Source organism: Sinimarinibacterium thermocellulolyticum, from assembly GCF_040327995.1.
Taxonomy (GTDB): Bacteria; Pseudomonadota; Gammaproteobacteria; order Nevskiales; family Nevskiaceae; genus Solimonas; species Solimonas thermocellulolyticum.
Window position 1 is genome coordinate 126,890 of record NZ_JBEPIJ010000004.1, and the last position, 19,491, is coordinate 146,380.

Consider the following 19,491-nt stretch of genomic DNA (forward strand, 5'->3'; position numbering starts at 1 on the left):
GTGCGTCCGACGCGCGCGGCACGGCGGGCAGCACGGTCGAACTCGATTCCCGTTGCCCGACCTTGGCTGATCCCACCCCGCCATTTGTGGTTCAATACGCGGCGCGGGAGGAGAGCCACAAGGAAAACCCGCCCACGCCAATCCAAGGCGTATCCATGGACGCATTGCTGCTCTCGCGCATCCAGTTCGGTTTCACCGTCGGCTTCCACATCCTGTTTCCGACGCTGACCATCGGCCTGGCCTGGTTCCTGGTCTTCTTCGAGGCGCGCTGGCGGCTGACGCAACGGGCGCACTGGCTCGAGCTGTACCGCTTCTGGGTCAAGATCTTCGCGCTGACCTTCGGCATGGGCGTGGTGTCCGGCTTGGTGCTGTCCTACCAGTTCGGCACCAATTTCTCGCGCTTTTCAGAGCTCGCCGGTCCGGTGTTGGGGCCGCTGCTGTCGGTCGAGGTACTGACCGCCTTCTTCGTCGAGGCCGGCTTTCTCGGCGTGATGCTGTTCGGCTGGGACAAGGTCGGCCCACGCCTGCATTTTCTGGCGACGCTGCTGGTCGCGATCGGCACCACCAACTCGGCGTTCTGGATTCTGTCGGCCAACAGCTTCATGCACACGCCGCAGGGCGCGGCCTTCGTCGACGGCGTGCTGATTCCCAAGGACTGGTGGGCGATCGTCTTCAACCCCTCGTTCCCGTACCGGCTGACGCACATGCTGCTGGCGTCGGCGATCACCACGGCGCTGGTCATCGCCGGCGGTTCGGCCTGGTGTCTGTCGCAGGGCCTGTACCGCGACGCCAGCCGCTCGGCGCTCAAGACCGCGATCGCGGTACTGGCCGTCGCCGCGCCGGCGCAGGTCGTCGTCGGCGACCTGCACGGCCTGAACGTGCGCGAGCACCAGCCGATGAAGGTCGCGGCAATGGAAGGCCTGTGGCAGACCACACGCGGCGCGCCGCTGGTCGCCTTCGCCTGGCCCGACCAGGACGCGCAGACCAATCGCTACGCGATCGAGATCCCCAAGCTGGCGAGCCTGATTCTCACGCACGATGCGGATGGCGAGGTGCTCGGCCTCAACGAAGTGCCGCGTGCCGAGCAGCCGCCGGTGCTGCCGGTGTTCTTCGGCTTTCGGCTGATGGTCGGCCTGGGCGTGATCTTCGTGCTGCTCGCCGCTTGCGGCGTGTGGACCTGGCTGCGCGGACGCCTCGACGCGGCAGCGCGCCTGCAGCAGGCCTTCATGCTGGCGACGCCGCTCGGCTTCGTCGCCACGTTGGCCGGCTGGATCGTCGCCGAAACCGGCCGCCAGCCGTACCTGGTGCACGGCATGATTCGCACCGCCGACGGCGTCTCGCCGATTCCGGCGGCCAGCGTTGCGATCTCGCTGACGCTGTTCGTGTTGGTCTATGGCCTTTTGTTCGCCGCCTATCTGTATTTCGTGCTCAAGCTGGTGCGCAAGGGACCGGCGTTGCCGGACAAGCATCTGGAAGCGATCCGCGGCGCACGCCCGGGTGAGCTCTTGATCGACGACGCCGACGCGCAAGGAGCCCGCTGATGGATCTCACGCTGATACTCGCCGGCATCATCGTCTTTGGCGTCGGTGCCTACGTCATTCTCGACGGCTTCGATCTGGGCGTCGGCATCCTGTTTCCGTTCATTCCCGATGATGCGATGCGCGACACCGCGATCAACAGCATCGCCCCGGTCTGGGACGGCAACGAGACCTGGCTGATTCTCGGCGGCGCGGTGCTGTTCGCGGCGTTTCCGGTGGTCTACGCGGTGGCGCTGTCGGCGTTCTACATTCCGATCATGCTGCTGCTATTCGCGCTGATCTTCCGCGGCGTGGCCTTCGAGTTCCGCTTCAAGGCCAAGCGCAGCAAACACTGGTGGTCGCGCGCGTTTACCGGTGGTTCGACGCTCGCGGCCTTTGCGCAGGGCCTTTTGCTCGGCGGCGTGCTCGAAGGCGTGACCACCGGCCCCGGGCCGGCCGGTTCCGGGATCGCGCTCGAGTTCGCCGGCGGCAGCTTCGACTGGCTGACGCCGTTCTCGGTGATCACAGGTCTGGGCGTCGTCGGCGGCTATGCGCTGCTCGGCGCCACCTGGCTCAACATGAAGACCGAGGACGGCCTGCGCGACTGGTCGCGCGCCGCGGCGCGGCGCGCACTGTTCGTGTCACTGTTCGCGCTGGCCGTGGTCAGCCTCTACACCCCCCTGAAGTTCGACTACATCGCCGAGCGCTGGTTTGCCGACATGCACTGGCTGAGCCTGTCGCCGGTGCCGCTGGCCACAGTGGTCGTCGCCTTCTCGCTGTATCGCGAACTCAAGGCGGGGTCGCACTATCCGCCGTTCTTCTACGCGATCGCACTGTTCATGCTCGGCTACTTGGGCATCGGCATCAGCCTGTGGCCGCACATCCTGCCGCCGGCGCTCACGGTGTGGAACAGCGCATCGCCGCCGCAGAGTCAGAAGTTCGTGCTGATCGCGCTCGCGATCACGCTGCCGATGGTGCTGATCTACACCGTCTACGCCTACTGGGTGTTCCGTGGAAAAGTCGAGGCCGGCGCCGGCTACACCAGCCACTGAAGCCGCCGCCGGATGGCGGCGGCTGGCGTGGTTCGTCGGCCTGTGGGCCGCCGGCGTCGCCGTGTTCGGCCTGCTGAGCTACGGTCTGCGCGCGCTGCTGTTCTGAATCAGGTCTGCGTCAGGGCTGCTTGTCGTGAAGACGCGCCTTGATCGGGTTCAGCACTTCGAGGCTGTGCACCGGCTCGGGCTTGCGCTCCGGCGGACCGTAGATCGACAGTTCCACCAGATCGCGTAGCAGGCGGCCAAAGCCGCTGCGCGCGTCGGCGGCCTCGCAGTCGCCGATGCACGGCAGGCGCTCGCGGTGTGCACCGATCGCATCGAGCGGATCGCGCTGGCCTTCGACGATGATCGGGTCGAGTTCGTGCTCCGGCTCCGTCACCGTCTGCGCCGTTGCGAGTCGGGCGAACGCAACGCAGCCGAGCGCGATGAGCAGCGCGCGACACAGGTACGCAATCGGTGCCGACATGGCGGTCACGCTCAGCGCCGTGCCGCGGGCTGGTAAGGGCATCATGACGAACAGCTCACGGTGATGTGCCGCGCGTCCGGCGGCGGCACCGCCGCGAACTCGGCGCGCCGCGGCACGTCGAAGGGCTTGCGCAGTGCAGCGAGCAGTTGCTCGAGCTCGGTGGTGTTGCCGCGCTCGCAGTCCTCGATCACGCGCTGTGCCAGATGATTGCGAAGCACCACTTGCGGATTGACGCGGTTCATCTGTGCGGCGCGCACGTCGTCGGCCATCGCCTCGGCGTGCAGGCGCGCACGGTAGTCGTGCAGCCACGCGCGCAGCGCATCGAGATCGAGAATGTGATCGGCGAGCGCCGCCGGCACGGCGTCGTCGTCGCGACGCACCTTGGCGAGTCCGCGGAAGCTCAGCGTGAAATCGCTGCGGCCGCGATGCAGCAGCGTGAGGAAGCGGTTCATCAGCGCCTCGTCGCCGTCGCGCACCTCGTTCAGGCCGAACTTGGCGCGCCAGCGCGCCGTCATCGCCCGCGTGTAGGTCTGTGGATAGCGATCGACGATGGCCTGGCCGATCTCCGCCGCCCGTTCGGCCGGCTCGCCGAGCAGCGGCACCAAGGCCTGCACCAGGCGCGCGCAGTTCCAGTGCCCGATGCGCGGCTGGTTGTCGTAGGCGTAGCGGCCGCCCTCGTCGGAGTGATTGCAGATGTGATGGGCATCGAAGCCGTCGATGAAGCCGTAGGGACCGAAGTCCAGGGTGACGCCGACGGCGGACATGTTGTCGGTGTTCATCACACCGTGACAAAAGCCCACGGATTGCCATGCGGCGATCAGTTCCGCGGTGCGGTCGACGAGCCGTTCGAGCCAGCGCGCGTGGCGATCCGGCGCAGCGGACAGATCGGGAAAATGTTCGTCGATCACATGATCGGCGAGCACGCGGATCCGCTCGAACTGACCGCGGTCGTAGAACACTTCGAAGCTGCCGAAGCGCACGTGGCTCGGCGCGACGCGGCAAATCACCGCTGCGCGCTCGAGGGTCTCGCGCTGCACCGGATCGTCGGCGGCGATCAGGCACAGCGCGCGCGTCGTCGCAATGCCCAGATGATGCAAGGCCTCGCCGGCGAGGTATTCGCGTACCGAGGAGCGCAGCACCGCGCGACCGTCGGCGAAGCGCGAATACGGCGTCCGTCCGGCGCCCTTGAGTTGCAGGTCCCAGCTCTGGCCGCGCGCATTGCGCACCTGCGCGAGCAGGATGGCGCGGCCGTCGCCGAGCTGCGGCACCCAGACGCCGAACTGGTGGCCGGCGTAGAGCATGGCCAGCGGCTCGGCGCCGGGCAGCGGTGCGTTGCCGGCGAACACCTGCGTGAACGCCGCTTGATCGAACGCTGCAGGATCGAGATCGAGCAGTGCCGCCACGTCGGCGTTCGCGTGCAGCAGACGCGGATTCGTCAGCGGCGTCGGCATCACCCGCGAGAAATACGCCTCGCCCAGTCGCGCGAAGCGGTTGTCTATCCGCAGCGCGTCGAGGCGGCGATGGGTCGGGGTGATGCGGTCGTCGGCCTGCGCCATGAAGCGTTCCGTCGGATGAGTGTGGCTACACTGCGAGCATGTGCGATACACAGGTTTTGATCGCCGACGGTGCGGTCTGGTTCGCGAAGAACTCGGATCGCGAGCCGTCCGAACCGCAGTCCGTCGTGCGCTACGCTGCGGTCCGCGGCGATGCCACGCCCAGGCTCAAGGTCACGCACATCGAGATCGACCAGGTGCCGCAGCGGCACGCGACCATCCTCTCACAGCCGGCCTGGTGCTGGGGTGCCGAGATGGGCATCAACGACGCCGGCGTCGCCATCGGCAACGAGGCGATCTTCTCCAAGCGGGCAACGCTGCAGCCCGGTCTGCTCGGCATGGATCTGGTGCGCCTGGGCCTCGAACGCGCGGCGAATGCCCGCGATGCGCTGCAGGTCATGACCACGTTGCTCGAACGCCACGGCCAGGGAGGGCCGGCCGGCTACAAGGATCGTGGCTTCTGTTACGACAGCAGCTTCATCGTCGCCGACGCCGGCGAGGCCTGGATACTCGAAACCGCCGGCCGCGACTGGGCTGCGCGGCGCATCGAGAGCCGCGGGGCGATTTCCAATGCGCTGACGATTCGACGCGACTACGAACAGGCTTCGACCGCCGTCAGTGCCGCAAGGCTCGATTTCGCGCAGCGCTTCGACACACGACTGATGCCGGCCTTCGCATGCGCGGACGCAAGACGCCGGCGCGCGCTGGCCGGCCTGGATGCTTCCAAGTTGCCGGCGTTCTCGCGCATGGCCGCGCAACTGCGCATGCATGCGCGCGACAACGAGAATCCCGCCGACGGCAGCAATGCCGACCTGTGCATGCACGCCGCCGGCTTCATCCGCCGTCACCAGACCACCGGCTCGATGATCGCGCGGCTGGCGCCCGACGGCGCGGATGCCCTGTTCACCGGCACCTCGGCGCCGTGTCTGTCGATCTTCCGGCCAGCGCGCTTCGACGGGGATTGGACCGTGCTGACCCGTGAGGCGGAGCGCATCCACGCACCGCTGTGGCGCCGCCACGAATGGCTGCACCGCTGGGCGCTCGCCGATCCCGGCCTGCGCGAACGCCTGCGCACGACCCGCGACGTCATCGAGCCGCAGATCTTCGCGCTGATCGCCCTCGGTGACGTGCAGGGCGCACGACGCGCCGATCGTCTCGCCGCGTCCTGGCACAAGGTGCTGTGGGAATCCTTGTCCGGCCTGGAGCCACCGCGTCTTGGCCGCTTCTGGCGACGTGTCGCCGCCGGCGATGGCATCGATCCGACGCGGGCTTGAACGCATTCGCACCATCGGTTGCCGGCCCGAGAGCGGGAAAGATCCACACACGCTCAGTTCAGCAGCGCGCGCACGCTCGCGACCAAATGGCGTAACACCGGCGCCGGCACGCTGCCGTCTGCGCTGCCGTTGAGCCGCGACCATTCGGGGTGCGCACGGCAGCGCAGCACCGCCTGGCGCAGAGCCTCGCTCGGCCAACCCTGCGGCGTGTCGGTATGCACGCGATCCTGGCTGGCGTGGCCGCGGCGCAGCAGCGCACGCAGCAGCAGGCACTGGCGCGCGGCAAGCAAGGCCAGCGTCGGCTCTTCGAGCGCGATCCGCTGTTCGCCGCGCAGGCGATCGAGCCACGGCTGGCCGAAGCTGCGCAGCGCGCTCCAGCCGGCGCCGATGCCGGCGCCGAGCAGCGCCGCCGCGCCCAGGCTCATGCCGCCGACCGCGGCGTCGACGGCCAGACCGGCGGCGCCGCCGGCCGCCGCCGCCGAGCCGGTGCGAATGCCAAAGTGCCGCAGGGTCTGCGGATCGAAGGCGTCGAGCTGCCAGCGCCCCTGCTGCAGCGGCAGCGCCGGCGGGATGTAGGCATCGAGTTCGAAGCGGAACAGGCCGAGCAGGGTGTCGACGCAGCGTTGCTCGGCACCGCGGATCGCATCGCGCAACTGTTCGTGCAAGGACTCGCTGTCGGCATCGAGCGCGCCATGGCGGCGCGCGCCGGCGGCGTCCACCAGCAGCTCGGCGACGGCGCGGCAGGCGGCGTCGATCAGGGCCTCGCGCTCGCGCTCGCGGCTGGCCTGCAGGCGCTCAAAATCCGCGCGCCGGTCTTCGAGCAGGCTCGCGAGCCGTTCGAACACGCTGCGCTCGGCCCGCGCGTCGTAGACTACGGTGTCGAACTCGGCGAGTACGTGCAGGCCGAGGCGCGCGAGCTGCGCGCGCCAGGTGCCGGCATCGGCCTCGCCGCTGGCGACGAAGTTGAGCACCGGCAGCAGCGGCTTGCCGCAGGCCGCGAGCAGGCGCAGCTCCTCGCGATGCTTGGCGCGCACCGGCTCGCGTGCGTCGACGACGTAGAGCGCGGCGTCGCTACGCAGCATCTGGCGCAGCACCTTGGCCTCCTGCTCGTAGCGGCCGTTGCCGTGATCGCCGGCGAGGAAGACTTCGACCGCAGCGACCGGATCGGCGGCATCGGCATGCTGCTCCGCGAGCAGTGCGGATACGCCCATCGCGTCCTCGAGCCCGGGCGTGTCATAGAGCGCGACCACCGGCTCGCCGTCGGCGAGCAGCAGCACGCCGCGCACGTCGCGGGTCGTCGCCGGCCGGTCCGAGACTTCGCCGAAGCGCGTGTCGCGCGACAGCGTGCGCAGCAGCGAGGTCTTGCCGGTGTTGGTGTGACCGACGACCGCGATCTCGATGGTCTTTGCGCCGTTCATGCGTGCAGGATGGCGACGCCGCAGCGCTGCGCAAGCTGGCGCCAGTCGTCGATGCGCTGGGCAAACGCGGCTTCGCCGCGGGCGCGCAGGCGGTCGAGGCCGTCGAGCAGTAGCGTCGTCGGCGCGCGCGCGGCGCTGGCCAGTTCGGCAACGAAGCGTTCGATGCCGCGATCGGGGGTCAGCGTCGCGCGCACGCAAATGGCGAGGGCATCGACCGTGTCATCCCGCAACTGATGCAGCACGGCGGCACGCGAGGTCGCGTCGTCGACGCTGCCGAGCCAGACCCAGTCGACGCCGGGCAAGACCGGCGATGCCTCCCCGGCGTCGCCCTCCAGGCTCAGGCCGTGGACGCGGCCCTGCAGCACGGCTGGTGGCGCTGCGCGCGCCGCGGTGGGTACCGGCGCCGGCGGCGCCGGATCGACGGTGCCGAGCTCGGCATGATCGGGCAGCAGCCGCGCACGCAGGCGGGCGAAGCCGGGGCGGCTGAGATCGCCTGCCAGCGCGCGCTGGCTGCGCCACAGCATGAACAGGCTCGCCGCCAGCGCGAGCGCGCGCGGCAGCACGCCGTAGACCACGCTCGCGGCGAGCAGCCACAGCGACCAGCCCTGGCGCGCCGCATTGGCTTCGGTCACCGGCAGCGTTTCGGCGCCGGCGATACCGAACAGCGCCGGGCAGATCGAGAACACGCGCGCCCAGGTCGTGAGCGCGGCATCGTCGAGCAGTGTGGTTTCCCAGGACAGCGCGTACGCGCGCACGCTCAGCAGCAGCGCGAGTGCCAGTGCGGCACCGACGGCGAAAGCGAGCCAGGCCGCATGCACGACGGCGGCGGCATACCAGCGGCCGAGACCGCCGTCGCTCAGCGTGCGCAGTAGCGAGGCCGTGTCGGCATCGCCGCCGCCGGCGATGCGGCGCGCATAGGCGAGTGACAGCCGGTCCAGCAGCGCGCCGAGGCCGGGGGGCATCCGATCACTCAGCGGCTGCAGCACCAGCCACAGCAGCAGGGTCAAGAGATTGAAGCTGACGACCACCAGCAACACCAGCGGCAGACTCGCCGGCGTCGAAGCGCTGAGCGCCGAGGATGCGGCTGCCGCACCGGCAAGGCCGGCGACGACCACGCACAGCCCTGCGAGCACGCGCGCTGCGCGCAGTAGCCGGCGGATCAGGGCGAGACGCGCGTCGCTACCGGGCAGGGCACGCGCGCGCTCGACGATGCGCGCGGCGAGATCACCGCCGGCGCGGATTCCAGCAGCGTCCGCCTCGCTGCAGTCCTGCGGGTGGCCCGCAGCCTCTTCGCGGCGGCGGACCCATTCGGCGAGCAGCCGGTCGGCGAGGCGGATGGCAGGCATGCGATCTTGTAGCCGAATTCGCGCGTGCGCAAAAGCACGTCCGGCGCCTTACCCGGTGTGCACCCAGCGTAACCGCAGCCGCGCGCGCCGCTGCCTAGCGCAGCGGCGTTCGACGCACCAGCGATCGACGCATCAAGTTCCGGTGCGGCAGGGGCGTCGTACGCGCCAAGCGGCGAGGCCGAGGAACAGCAGCAGCAGCGATGCCGGCAGCGCACCGCCGAAGCGGCCGCGATCGGGCTCGCCGGGGCCGCCGCCGCTGCCGCCGGTGGACCCGCCGCCGTCGCCACCCTCGGTGGTGCAGACGTTGCCGACCACGGTGTAGTTCCGGGCCGCCGCGCCGCTGTCGGTGGTCAGACCGATGCCGTTGACCGGCGTGGTCTGGCGGATGCTCGCGGCGATGCTGCCGAGCACGGTGCCGGTGTCGATGCCAAGGGCTGATTTGTCGAGCACCAGGCGGATGGTGCCGTCGGCGTCGAAGGTGCTGGCGGCGTCGAGCTCGCCGAGCGTCGTGAAGGTGCCGACGCCGCCGACCGCGGGCACCGGAATCTGGCCGCGCGTACCGTAGATGAAGCGAACGCCGGTGGTGGTGTTGTCCATCGCCACGAAATAGGCGTTCGGATCGTCGGGCAGGCTGAAGTAGGCGTACCAGCGGTGCAGCGGTGGCACAAAGGCCAGGCTCGCGACCTTGATCGTGAATACCAGCTTGCCCGGCATCTCCGCCGGTTCGGCGATCCACAACTGGCGCAGATCGTCCTGGCCGGAGGGCAGGCCGACGTTGCCGGTGACGCCGGGCGGGCTGGTGAACTGGGTTAGGCCCGGCAGCTCGCAGCTCTTCTCCGTCGACGGCGGCGGTGTGCCCGGTTCGAGCCGTGTGGTGAAGGCGCGGCCGTACATCGGTCGTTTGAGCAGGTCCGGCACCAGCGGCAGCTCCGGCTGGTCCGGCGGCTCCGGCAGGACGTCCGCGGCCGAGGGCGCGGCGTCGAGGGTGAACAGCGCGCCGTCGGCATAGGCGCGGATGTTGTGGATCGGCTCGCCCGGTTCGGGGAAGCCGAGCTGTGCGTAGGGCACGAAGAAGCTCAGCACGTTGCCGTCGAGCGACGCGCGCTGGGCCACCGCGGTGTTGCCGGCGCCGCCCTCGGGAATCTCGACGCCGTCGCTGCTGGCGACCACCGTCGTCGACACCGGCAGGCCGGCCACGTTGGCGCTGACGCGGTAGGCCACGCGCGAGGTGGGCGGCGCGCCGAGCGTGAGGCGGTACTGGATGCCGGGTAGATCGTCGAGCGCGCCTTCCTGCATGGTCAGGCGCCGGATGTCGGCGCCCGGATCGCTGACGAAGGTCTCGGTGTCGCCGTCGAGTACGACCCATTCCTGCGCCAGCGGCGGCAGACCCTCACGCGGCGTGTCGAGCGCGTCGAGGACCGCGGGCAGGTCGAGCAGGCCGGCGCCGTAGGCGAAATGCGTGGTGCTGCCGGGCAGCTTGGGATCGGGCTCGTAGTCGCTGCCGATCTTGCGCGCATTGCGCTTGATCGCTTCCTCGATCTGCGCCGGCGTGAGGTCGGGATGGGCCTGCGCGATCAGGCCGACGGCACCGGTGACGTGCGGCGCCGCCATCGAGGTGCCGGAAATCGTGCCGTACCACGGCAGCCAAGTGCCCTCGATCGGTCCTTCGCTGCCGCCGAGGCAGATCGCCTGGCTGGGTAGAACCTGCGCGCAGGTCGAGGTGATCAGGTCGCCGGGCGCCGAGACGTCGGGATAGTTCTCGGGGGCACCCTTGAGCGCGCGGCTGGAGAAGCCCGACAGCGCGCCGTCGCGTCTGCCGGTACCGGCGTCGTCGTAGCTGGCGACACAGATCACGCCCGGGGTCGGGTCCTTACAGTAGGACGAGGTGTTGTCGACGCTGCCGTCACCGCCGTCGTTGCCGGCGGCGAACACCATGACCACGCCGCGATCGACGATCTCTTTGATCAGGCACGAGGCAGTCGAGCCGGGATCGTACTGCGAGCCGGCGGCATCGCCGTAGGAATTGTTCACCGCGCGCAAGGGGGGATCGAAGCGGTCGAGGTTGTCGAGCAGGTGGCGGTAGGCGCTGGTCACGTCGAGGACCAGGATCGCCGCGCCGTTGGCCCAATGGATGATGCGGGCGCCGGGCGCGACGCCGGCATAGGTGCCACGGATGTTCGGCGCGGCCTCGGCCACGGGGTAGAGCCCGTCGGAGGCCGCGCCGCTGCCGGCCACCGTGCCGGTCACGTGGGTGCCGTGGCCGCCGACCTGGCTTTCGCTGTCGAGCGGTCCGATGTCCACGTACAAGGGGTCGGTGGCCAGACCCGGCACCAGCAGCTTGAAGTTGTGCAGCAGGTTGTCGGCAAAGTCCGGATGCGGACCGAACAGGCCGCTGTCGATGATGCCCAGCGAGACGCCCGCGCCGGTGAGGATGCGACCCTGGGCATCGTAATACGGCCCGCCCGCGACCGGCTCCTGAGCGACGCGCACGCGCGTCGCCCACACCCCGGTGCTGCCGAAATAGCGCAGCGGCTGGTTGTATTCGATGCGTGCGACCAGCGGCTCGTTGAGCAGCGCGGTGAACGCGGCCACCGGCCCGGTGACGAACACGGACGAGACATAGCGGCGAAAGTCGTGCGTCGGCGTCAGCCCGAGCCGCTGTAGCAGATGATCCTGCTGTTTGCGCGTGCCGCCTGCAAAGCGCACGAAGGCGCCATAGATCGCGTTCTGGGCGAGATTGGCGAGGTCGATCGCGACCTCAGTGTCCATCTGGCCGATGTCGCCGGCGGTTTGCTCGCAGGCATCGCCGCCGCCGCCGTCTTCGGGATTGGCGATCAGGGCGATGCTCAGCGTGCTGGTCGAGCCGGTGACCAGGAACGGAATCGCCTCGATGCGCAACGGCGTCGGCAGATCGGCGAGGCGCAGACGCACGCGCTCGCCCGGATCGGACGAGGCCGATGCGCCGAGCAGCGCGCCGCTGGCCTCGTCACGCACGTACAGATCGAGATCGTCGCCAGCATTGCTCCATTCCAGACCGATGACGACCTCGGCTCTGGGGTGCGCGGCGCGGTAGGCGTCGTCCAGGGCGATGCCCAGGCTGAAGGTGTCGCAGCTCACCCCATCGCCGGTGCAGACCGGATCGAGCACGAGGCCCGTGGGATTCGACACCAGATAAGGTCCGCCCTCGGCGACCAAGGCCGGGTTGGAGCTGCTCAGTTCGCCGCCGTCGGGTGAAAACGCCGCTACCGTCAGCGGCAGCCACAGCAGGCCTGCCAACGGCAGGCTCGATCGCGGATTGCCCATCGTCCTCGTCTTGATGTCCGGTGATGAACGTTCATCGGTTTGGGTGGCGCCGCGCGGCGAGTCGCAAAGCCGTCGCCGCGTCGGCAGGCCGCAGTGTGCGGCGCCCGGCACCGTGCGGCAAGAAGAAAATCCCTGTGCGTGCAGGAAATTGCTTACACGGCGCCAGCCGTCAGAGTCGGTGACGCATGCACGTCCTGTGCATGTCTTCCGTCGCCAAGTCCGGTACACGCCCACCCTGGCTGGCCCGAGAGCCTGAAAAGTGTGCGGGCGCTTAAGCCAGCAACTGGCGCACCACACGCTCGCAGTCGGCACGGTCCATGTAGCGCGGCACGGCATAGGTCCAGCGCGCTTCGCGGATCGCGGAGTCGACGACGGCCGGGATGTCGTCGGCCTTGAGCTTGTCCACCTTGGCCGGGATCTTGAACGCGGCATTGAGGCTGCGGATGTGACCGATGAAGGCGTCCGCGAGCCGGTCCGCGCTTTCGCCACCTCGCTTCAGCCCGGCGGCTTCGGCCAGCTCGGCGAGGCGTTGGGTGCACGCGGGCTTGGAATACTCGAGCACATAGGGCAGGACGATGGCGTTGGCCAGGCCATGCGGCACGTGGTAGAGCGCGCCGAGCTTGTGCGAGATCGCGTGCACGTAACCGACGCCGGCCTTGGTGAAGGCGACGCCGGCCTTGTAGGAGGCCAGCGCCATGTTCTGGCGCGCCTGCAGGTCGCTGCCGTCGGCCATGACCTTGGGCAGGTTGTGCATGATCAGGCGCGTGGCTTCGAGCGCATCGGCATCGGTCTCGGGTGTCGCGTTGCGCGAAATGTAGGCCTCGACCGCGTGCGTCAGCGCGTCCATGCCGGTGGCGGCGGTGATCGCCGGCGGCAGCCCGGTCATCAACGCGCCGTCGAGCGCCGCGCCGACCGGCACCAGCTTGGGATCCATGATCGCGAACTTGCGCGCGCTGGCCGGATCCGAGACGACGGCGGCGATGGTCACTTCCGAGCCGGTCCCGGCGGTGGTCGGCACCACGTACAGCGGCATCGGCTTGAAGAGGATGCGCATCAGCCCCGCCATCCACGCGATCTTGTGCGGATTGGTCGCGCGCGCGGCGATGACCTTGGCCGCGTCCATCGACGAGCCGCCGCCGATCGCGAGGATCGCCGTGCACCGTTCGCGCTTGAGCAGGGCCAGCCCGGTTTCGATCTGCTCGATGGTCGGGTCGGGCTGCACGCCGTCGTAGAGCACGGTGTGCACGCCGAGGGCCTTGAGTTTGTCCAGCATCGGCTGCAGCAGGCCGATCTTGACCAGCATCGCGTCGCTGACCACCAGCAGCCGCTGCACGCCGGCGCGGGCGATGGCCTCGCACAACTGCAGCGAGGAACCGGGGCCGCTGTACAGCTCGGGCTGACGGAAGTTGAGGATCTTGGTCGCCAGTTTCAGCACGAGCATGAACAGGCGGTAGAAGAACACCTGGATCTTGAACGGAATCATGGCGGTCTGTCGGTCCAGTGGCGGGTGTGGGCGCGCATCATGACCGATCCTGCCGGTACTTGGTGTAACCCTGGCAGCGGCGACGGCTCACGCCGCGCCATGCAGTAGACTGCGCCGCGTTGTCGTCGACGGATATCCGAGCTTGGCCAGGCTGCGCCTGATCATCTGCGAATGCTGCGATGCGGTCTACGCACGCCGGGACCTCGCGCCCGGGCAGACCGCGCATTGCCGTCGCTGCGGCGCCGAGTTGTACCGCAACCGCCGCGTGGATCTGGACGCGATGCTGGCGATCGCCCTCGGCGGCCTGATCGTGCTCGTCATCGCCAATGCCTATCCGGTGCTGATCATGGAGCTGGGCGGCACGCGGGCCGATGTGACGCTCTGGGACGCAATCCTCGCCACCTTCGATGCGGGCGTCGGGCCGGTCGCGGTGCTGGCGGCGCTGAGCCTGTTCGTGCTGCCGCTGACGCAGATCCTGCTGTTCCTCTACGTGCTGCTGCCGCTGCGCGTCGGTGCCGTGCCGGCCGGTTTCGTGCCGGTGATGCACGCGATCCGTCACCTGCGGCCGTGGAGCATGGTCGAGGTGTTTCTGGTCGGGGTGCTGGTGTCCGCGGTCAAGCTCGCCGCAGAGTCGCAGCTCACGCCCGGCGTCGGCTTATGGGGCTTCGCCGCGCTGACCATCCTGCTGACGCTGCTGACGCTGTTCGATCTTCAGGCACTATGGGACCTGGCGGCCGAGCGCGCGGCGCAGGAGGCCGCCGCATGAGCGTGGTCGTCACGGCGCGCGAGCTGGGCCTGCTGCGCTGTCACGCCTGCGGCGCGATCTACCGGCTGCCGTCGCAGGACGACTGCTGCCACTGCCGGCGCTGCGGCGTGCGCCTGCATCTGCGCAAGTACAACGCGCTGACGCGCGCCTGGGCGCTGCTGATCGCGGCGGCGATGCTGTACCTGCCGGCGAACCTGATTCCGATCATGAAGACTTCGACGCTGCTGGAGCAGCGCTCGGACACCATCCTCTCCGGCGTCGTCGCGCTGTGGCAGCAGGGGTCGCCGGAGATCGCGGTGATCGTGTTCGTCGCCAGCATCGTCGTGCCGCTGGCAAAGATCGCGGTGCTGGCGCTGCTGCTGGTCACCGCGCAGCGGCGCTCCGCGTGGCGCCAGGCCGAGCGTGCGCGGCTGTACCGCTTCATTGAGTTCATCGGCTACTGGTCGATGCTCGACGTCTTCGTCGTCGCGCTGCTGGTGGGCCTCGTCCACTTTCGCGGCTTGGCCGAGGTGCAGCCCGGTGGCGGCGCGGTGGCATTCGCGGCGGTGGTCGTGCTGACGATGCTGGCGTCCAAGAGTTTCGATCCGCGCCTGATCTGGGACAGCGAACCGTCGCGCCAGGGTCGTCAACCATCATGAGCAAGGAACGCACGTGAGCGCATCTGACTCGCCGACGGATTTCGACAGCACCCATCTACCGACGCCCGAGATCCGCCGTCACCGGCGCGGGATTCCGTCGCTGGTGTGGCTGGTGCCGATCGTCGCGGCGCTGATCGGCATCGCGCTGGTGATCCGCGCCGTGCTGTCGGCCGGGATCATGCTGGAGATCACGTTCAAGTCCGCCGAGGGGCTGAAAGCGGGGCAGACCGAGCTGCGCTACAAGGACGTGGTCGTCGGCATGGTGCGTTCGATCGCGCTGTCGGAGGACCTGCAGTCGGTGATCGTCTCGGTGGAGCTGGATCGTCACGCGAGCCGACTCGCGGTCGAGGATTCGCGCTTCTGGGTCGTGCGCCCGCGCATCGACACCGGCGGCATCTCCGGACTCGGCACGCTGGTGTCGGGTGTGTACATCGCGGTCGATGTCGGCAAGTCGGCGCAGCCACGCACCGAGTTCACTGGCCTGGAAACCGCGCCGGCGGTGACCAATGACAGCGTCGGCACCTCGTTCGTGCTGCGCAGCGCCAGCCTGGGCTCGCTCGGCGTCGGTTCGCCGGTGTACTTCCGGCGTATCCAGGTCGGCCGTGTCGGCGCCTACCAGCTCAACGAGGACGGGCGCGGCGTAACCCTGCAGGTCTTCGTCGATGCGCCCTATGACCGCTTCGTCACCGCCGACACGCGCTTCTGGAACGCCAGCGGCGTCGACTTATCGCTCGGCGCCAGCGGCCTGCGCGTCAACACCGAATCACTGGCCGCGGTGCTCGCCGGCGGCGTGGCCTTCGAGTCGCCGCGCGACGGTGATCCGGCACCGGGTGGCACCGAATACTGGCTGCACGACGATCGCACCAGCGCGCTCGCGCCGCCGTCGGGCCGGCCGGTGCGGGTGCGCATGCGCTTTGCCGAATCGATCCGCGGTCTGGCCATCGGCGCGCCGGTGGACTTTCACGGCGTCGAGTTCGGCACCGTCGAATCGCTGGAGCTCGAATACGATGCCGACGGGCGCACGCTGGTGGGGAACGTGGTCGCCCGCCTGTTCCCCAAGCGCCTCGGCCGCGGCTATGACAGCCTGCGTGCCGCCGCCGGTGGCGGCGAGCGCAGCGACGCCGACGTGCTCGCGGCACTGGTCGGCGACGGCCTGCAGGCGCAGTTGCGCAGCGGCAACCTGCTCACCGGCCAGCTCTACGTCGAGCTCGATTTCGCGCGCCGGCCGCCCGGCAAGGTCCCGGCCCCGATCGTCACGGCCGACGGCATGATCGAGATTCCCACCGCGCGCGGTAGTCTGGCGCAGTTGCAGGATCAGATCGCGAGCATCGTCGAGCAACTCGGCAAGGTGCCCTTCGAGGATCTGGGCAACAACCTGCGCGACGCCATCGCCAGCGCCGATGCGCTGCTCACGCGGCTCGAAGGCGAGCTCGCGCCGGAGGCGACCCGGCTTCTGACCGAGGCGCAGCGCGCGATCGCGCACGCCAACCGCGCGCTGCTCGCCGACGATTCTGGCCTTCAGCAGGATCTGCGACAGTCCTTGCAGGAAGTGGAACGGGCAGGGCGCTCGCTGCGCGGGCTGGCGGACTATCTGCAGCGGCATCCCGATGCCTTGATCCGCGGTCGGCGTTCGTCCGATGAGGAACCGCGGTCCGCCACCGAGGAGCAACCATGATCGCACCGACTCGCGACACGCTTGTTGCGCGGCGCGCGGCGGCCGCGCTGCTCGCCGCGCTGATGCTCGCCGCCTGCGCCAGTCCGGCGCCGACCCGCTTCTACACCCTGCTGGCGCCGGCCGGACCGACCGCCGCTGCACCGAATCCGGCCTACGCCATCGAGGTGCTGCCGGCCGAGGTGCCGGGGCAGGTCGACGTGCCCCAGCTCGTCGTGCGCAGCGGCGCCGGCGAGCTGACGCTGGTCGAGACGCGGCTGTGGGCCGCACCGCTGCGGGATGAGCTGCGCACGGCGCTGTCCGAGCTTTTGCGCGCGCGGCTCGGCGTGCGCGACGTCTACCGGCTCGCGCGTGCGGACGAATTGCCAGTGTGGCGGATCAAGCTCGTCGTCGGCCGCTTCGACACCGAGCTGGGCGTCGCTGCGCGCATCCAAGCCGGCTGGAGCATCCGCGGCGACAAAGCCACGCTGTCCTGCGCCTCGCTCGCGAGCGAGGCGATCGGTGCCGGCTTCGAAGCCGCGGTGCAAGGCCACCAGCGCGCGCTCGCGCACATCGCCGACGAGATCGCCGCGGCCGTGCGTGCGCTGCAGACCGGCCCGCTGCCGAGCTGTTCGCCGTGAGCGATCGTGCCGACGCTTTCGACGTCGATCTGTTCGTCATCGGCGGCGGTTCCGGCGGCGTGCGCGCCGCACGCATCGCCGCCGGCCATGGCGCGCGCGTGGCGATCGCCGAGGCCGACCGCTTCGGCGGCACCTGCGTGATCCGCGGCTGCGTGCCGAAGAAGCTGCTGGTCTACGCCTCGCGCTTCGCCGACGAGTTCCGCGACGCCGCCGGTTACGGCTGGAGCATCGACAGCGCACGTTTCGACTGGCCGACGCTGATCGCCAACAAGGATCGCGAGATCGCGCGGCTGGAACGGCTGTACGCCGAGGGCCTGGAAAAGGCCGGCGTGCGGCTCTACCGGCAGCGCGCGGCGCTGGCCGGGCCGCAGGCGGTGCGCCTCGCCGATGGCAGCGTGATCCGCGCGGCGCACATCCTCGTCGCCACCGGCGGCGTGCCGCGGCGCGATCCCAACTGGGCGGCGCATCCGCGGGTACTGGTGTCGGACGACATGTTCCGCTTGCCCAAACTGCCGGCGCGCCTGATCGTGGTCGGCGGCGGCTACATCGCCGTCGAGTTCGCCTGCCTGATGCACGGGCTGGGTGTGCGCACGACGCTGATCCATCGCGGCGCCGAACTGCTGCGCGGTTTCGATCGGGAGCTGGCGACGGCTTTGCGTCAGGCGATGCAGGCGCGCGGCATCGAGGTGCTGCTCGGCGCGCGGCCGACGCACATCGACGGCCGCGCCGATCGGGTGTCGCTGCGGCTCGACGACGGCCGCGTACTGGACGCCGACTATGCGCTGATGGCGATCGGCCGCGACCCGGCGACCCACGGTCTGGGCCTCGAAGACGTCGGTGTCGTACTCGAGGCCAACGGGGCGATCGCGGTCGATGCCGCCTCGCGCAGCTCGGTGCCGAGCATCTACGCCGTCGGCGATGTCACCGATCGAGTCAACCTGACTCCGGTGGCGATCCGTGAAGGGCAGGCCTTTGCCGACAGCGTCTTCGGCAAGCGCGAGGCGCGCGTCGATCACGCGCTGATTCCGACCGCGGTGTTCAGCACGCCGGAGCTCGGCTGCGTTGGCTTGACCGAAGCCCAGGCCCTGGATGAGTACGCGGCGATCGAGATCTATCGTGCGAGCTTTCGGCCGCTCAAGGCGACGCTCGGCGGCAGCGCCGAGCGCACGCTGCTCAAGCTGATCGTCGACGCCGACAGCCAGCGCGTGCTCGGTGCGCACATGCTCGGCCCGGACGCCGCCGAGATGGCGCAGTTGCTGGGCATCGCGCTGCGCATGAACGCGCGCAAGGCCGATTTCGACGCGACCATGGCCTTGCACCCGACGCTGGCCGAGGAGTGGGTCACGCTGCGCGCGGCGCAGCGCATCACTCGCGGCTGATCAGACGCAAAGCCGCGCGCGCAGCGCCGCCGGTGTCAGGTACGGCGGCGGCGACTGTCCCTCGAACTTCTGGATCAGGCTGACGATCTTGGCGTTGACCGGCGTCGCCACTTTGTGTTCGAGACCCAGGCAGACGATCTCGCCGTTGAGCTGGCCGATCTCGGTCGGGCGACCGGCCTGGACGTCGGCGACCATCGACGGGTACGAGCCCTCCTGCAGGCCGTTGCGTAGCCTAGCGAACCACCACGGCAGCGGTGTGCGTCCACCGAGCAGACGGCGATACACGCCGTAGGGGATCGGCATCGGCAGTGTGTAGGCGATGCCGGCGGCGTCGAGCAGGCGAACCGCCTCGTCGAGCACGGCGACGTAGATCGCACGCAGGTCGCGGTCGGTCAGCAGGTCTTTGAAGGTGGTGTGCGTCAGCGCGCAGATCGCGTTGGCCAGATTGATCAGCAGCTTGCCCCAGGCCGCCGATTCGCCGGCGACCTGCTTGACCTGCATGCCGCTGCCGAAGGCGCGCAGCAGGCGTGCGTCATCGCTGCCGATGACGATCTGCGGCTTGGTGGTGATGCGCGCGTGCAGGGGTTCGAGCAACTGGCCGTTGAACATCACCGTCAGCGGAACCGTGCGCGCTTGCGCAAAGCGCTCGCGGATACGCCGCAGCGCCCCGACGCCGTTGAGCGTCGACACGATGCTGCAATGCGCCGGCACCTCGCCGAGCTGGTCGAGCACGCCGTCGAGCTGCGGAAACTTCACGCACAACAGCAGGTAGTCGATGTCGTCGAGTGCGAGCGAGCGCGTGAGTTGCGGCTTGGGCGCGATGATCGGCGGATGCCCGGCGCCGGCGTGTTCGACGCGCAGGTTCTGCACCGTCTGCATCACCTCGACGTCCTTCTCGCGCACGTACAGCTTCACCGGTTCGCGCCGCGCGGCGGTGAGGTGGGCGCAAAGAATGGTTCCGACCGCTCCGGCTCCGACCACGAGCATCATGTTCCGGGATTCCT

16 protein-coding genes are annotated in these 19,491 nt (G+C 69.5%); 9 read left to right on the plus strand and 7 right to left on the minus strand.

The window, feature by feature from the left end; all coding sequences use genetic code 11:
- Positions 1 to 155 precede the first annotated feature (155 nt).
- The 3 genes from ABSH63_RS05140 to ABSH63_RS05150 are packed head-to-tail and all read left to right on the plus strand — an operon-like array spanning position 156 to position 2,675.
- Positions 156 to 1,541 carry a cytochrome ubiquinol oxidase subunit I gene (locus tag ABSH63_RS05140; protein WP_352888009.1) on the plus strand — a complete coding sequence of 462 codons (1,386 nt, stop codon included), beginning with the start codon at positions 156 to 158 and terminating at the stop codon, positions 1,539 to 1,541.
- A complete protein-coding gene (gene cydB / locus ABSH63_RS05145; protein WP_352888012.1) occupies positions 1,541 to 2,569 on the plus strand; it encodes a cytochrome d ubiquinol oxidase subunit II in 1,029 nt (342 codons plus the stop codon). Before ABSH63_RS05140 ends, cydB begins: the two co-directional genes overlap by 1 nt.
- Complete coding sequence (locus ABSH63_RS05150; RefSeq protein WP_352888015.1) at positions 2,529 to 2,675, plus strand: DUF2474 domain-containing protein; 147 nt, start codon at positions 2,529 to 2,531, stop codon at positions 2,673 to 2,675. Before cydB ends, ABSH63_RS05150 begins: the two co-directional genes overlap by 41 nt.
- Before the next feature lie 12 nt (positions 2,676 to 2,687).
- Here the strand turns inward: ABSH63_RS05150 and ABSH63_RS05155 are convergent, their stop codons facing one another.
- Both ABSH63_RS05155 and ABSH63_RS05160 read right to left on the minus strand, forming a co-directional pair.
- The gene (locus ABSH63_RS05155) at positions 2,688 to 3,080 is read right to left on the minus strand and encodes a hypothetical protein (RefSeq protein WP_352888018.1); all 393 of its coding nucleotides are present in this window, start codon (positions 3,078 to 3,080) and stop codon (positions 2,688 to 2,690) included.
- On the minus strand, positions 3,077 to 4,591 hold the full coding sequence (locus ABSH63_RS05160) for a protein adenylyltransferase SelO (protein WP_352888021.1): 1,515 nt from the start codon (positions 4,589 to 4,591) through the stop codon (positions 3,077 to 3,079). Before ABSH63_RS05160 ends, ABSH63_RS05155 begins: the two co-directional genes overlap by 4 nt.
- A 38-nt stretch (positions 4,592 to 4,629) precedes the next feature.
- Here ABSH63_RS05160 and ABSH63_RS05165 point away from each other — a divergent pair, with 38 nt between their 5' ends.
- Positions 4,630 to 5,862 carry a C69 family dipeptidase gene (locus ABSH63_RS05165; RefSeq protein ID WP_352888024.1) on the plus strand — a complete coding sequence of 411 codons (1,233 nt, stop codon included), beginning with the start codon at positions 4,630 to 4,632 and terminating at the stop codon, positions 5,860 to 5,862.
- 53 nt (positions 5,863 to 5,915) lie between these two features.
- Here the strand turns inward: ABSH63_RS05165 and ABSH63_RS05170 are convergent, their stop codons facing one another.
- From ABSH63_RS05170 to ABSH63_RS05185, 4 genes are all read right to left on the minus strand, one after another.
- Positions 5,916 to 7,280: a GTPase/DUF3482 domain-containing protein gene (locus tag ABSH63_RS05170; RefSeq protein ID WP_352888027.1), complete on the minus strand. Its 1,365-nt coding sequence runs from the start codon at positions 7,278 to 7,280 to the stop codon at positions 5,916 to 5,918.
- Positions 7,277 to 8,626, minus strand: coding sequence for a DUF2868 domain-containing protein (locus tag ABSH63_RS05175; protein ID WP_352888030.1), 1,350 nt, complete (start codon positions 8,624 to 8,626; stop codon positions 7,277 to 7,279). The genes ABSH63_RS05170 and ABSH63_RS05175 overlap by 4 nt, the downstream gene beginning before the upstream one ends.
- 132 nt (positions 8,627 to 8,758) lie before the next feature.
- Positions 8,759 to 11,929 carry a S8 family peptidase gene (locus ABSH63_RS05180; protein ID WP_352888033.1) on the minus strand — a complete coding sequence of 1,057 codons (3,171 nt, stop codon included), beginning with the start codon at positions 11,927 to 11,929 and terminating at the stop codon, positions 8,759 to 8,761.
- Positions 11,930 to 12,200: 271 nt separating this feature from the next.
- Positions 12,201 to 13,412: an iron-containing alcohol dehydrogenase gene (locus ABSH63_RS05185; RefSeq protein WP_434223247.1), complete on the minus strand. Its 1,212-nt coding sequence runs from the start codon at positions 13,410 to 13,412 to the stop codon at positions 12,201 to 12,203.
- A gap of 142 nt (positions 13,413 to 13,554) precedes the next feature.
- On the opposite strand from ABSH63_RS05185, the gene ABSH63_RS05190 reads away from it, so the two are divergent.
- Genes ABSH63_RS05190 through gorA form a run of 5 tightly spaced genes read left to right on the plus strand, consistent with a single transcriptional unit; the run spans position 13,555 to position 18,487 of the window.
- On the plus strand, positions 13,555 to 14,178 hold the full coding sequence (locus ABSH63_RS05190; RefSeq protein WP_352888036.1) for a paraquat-inducible protein A: 624 nt from the start codon (positions 13,555 to 13,557) through the stop codon (positions 14,176 to 14,178).
- Positions 14,175 to 14,816: a paraquat-inducible protein A gene (locus tag ABSH63_RS05195; RefSeq protein ID WP_352888038.1), complete on the plus strand. Its 642-nt coding sequence runs from the start codon at positions 14,175 to 14,177 to the stop codon at positions 14,814 to 14,816. Before ABSH63_RS05190 ends, ABSH63_RS05195 begins: the two co-directional genes overlap by 4 nt.
- A gap of 13 nt (positions 14,817 to 14,829) precedes the next feature.
- Positions 14,830 to 16,491, plus strand: a complete 1,662-nt coding sequence (locus ABSH63_RS05200) for a PqiB family protein (RefSeq protein WP_352888041.1) — start codon at positions 14,830 to 14,832, stop codon at positions 16,489 to 16,491.
- The gene (locus ABSH63_RS05205) at positions 16,488 to 17,108 is read left to right on the plus strand and encodes a PqiC family protein (RefSeq protein ID WP_352888043.1); all 621 of its coding nucleotides are present in this window, start codon (positions 16,488 to 16,490) and stop codon (positions 17,106 to 17,108) included. The genes ABSH63_RS05200 and ABSH63_RS05205 overlap by 4 nt, the downstream gene beginning before the upstream one ends.
- Positions 17,105 to 18,487 carry a glutathione-disulfide reductase gene (gene gorA / locus ABSH63_RS05210; protein WP_352888045.1) on the plus strand — a complete coding sequence of 461 codons (1,383 nt, stop codon included), beginning with the start codon at positions 17,105 to 17,107 and terminating at the stop codon, positions 18,485 to 18,487. Before ABSH63_RS05205 ends, gorA begins: the two co-directional genes overlap by 4 nt.
- Here gorA and ABSH63_RS05215 read toward each other — a convergent pair whose 3' ends face one another.
- A complete protein-coding gene (locus ABSH63_RS05215) occupies positions 18,488 to 19,477 on the minus strand; it encodes a ketopantoate reductase family protein (protein WP_352888048.1) in 990 nt (329 codons plus the stop codon). It lies immediately after the preceding gene.
- Between the last annotated feature and the right edge of the window lie 14 nt (positions 19,478 to 19,491).

Bases quoted from the DNA above. Each gene is read 5' to 3' on its own strand.
- ABSH63_RS05140 (WP_352888009.1), top strand. From the start codon at position 156: ATGGACGCATTGCTGCTCTCGCGCATCCAGTTCGGTTTCACCGTCGGC.
- cydB (WP_352888012.1), top strand. From the start codon at position 1,541: ATGGATCTCACGCTGATACTCGCCGGCATCATCGTCTTTGGCGTCGGT.
- ABSH63_RS05155 (WP_352888018.1), bottom strand. From the start codon at position 3,080: ATGATGCCCTTACCAGCCCGCGGCACGGCGCTGAGCGTGACCGCCATG.
- ABSH63_RS05160 (WP_352888021.1), bottom strand. From the start codon at position 4,591: ATGGCGCAGGCCGACGACCGCATCACCCCGACCCATCGCCGCCTCGAC.
- ABSH63_RS05165 (WP_352888024.1), top strand. From the start codon at position 4,630: ATGTGCGATACACAGGTTTTGATCGCCGACGGTGCGGTCTGGTTCGCG.
- ABSH63_RS05170 (WP_352888027.1), bottom strand. From the start codon at position 7,280: ATGAACGGCGCAAAGACCATCGAGATCGCGGTCGTCGGTCACACCAAC.
- ABSH63_RS05175 (WP_352888030.1), bottom strand. From the start codon at position 8,626: ATGCCTGCCATCCGCCTCGCCGACCGGCTGCTCGCCGAATGGGTCCGC.
- ABSH63_RS05180 (WP_352888033.1), bottom strand. From the start codon at position 11,929: ATGGGCAATCCGCGATCGAGCCTGCCGTTGGCAGGCCTGCTGTGGCTG.
- ABSH63_RS05185 (WP_434223247.1), bottom strand. From the start codon at position 13,412: ATGATTCCGTTCAAGATCCAGGTGTTCTTCTACCGCCTGTTCATGCTC.
- ABSH63_RS05195 (WP_352888038.1), top strand. From the start codon at position 14,175: ATGAGCGTGGTCGTCACGGCGCGCGAGCTGGGCCTGCTGCGCTGTCAC.
- ABSH63_RS05205 (WP_352888043.1), top strand. From the start codon at position 16,488: ATGATCGCACCGACTCGCGACACGCTTGTTGCGCGGCGCGCGGCGGCC.
- ABSH63_RS05215 (WP_352888048.1), bottom strand. From the start codon at position 19,477: ATGATGCTCGTGGTCGGAGCCGGAGCGGTCGGAACCATTCTTTGCGCC.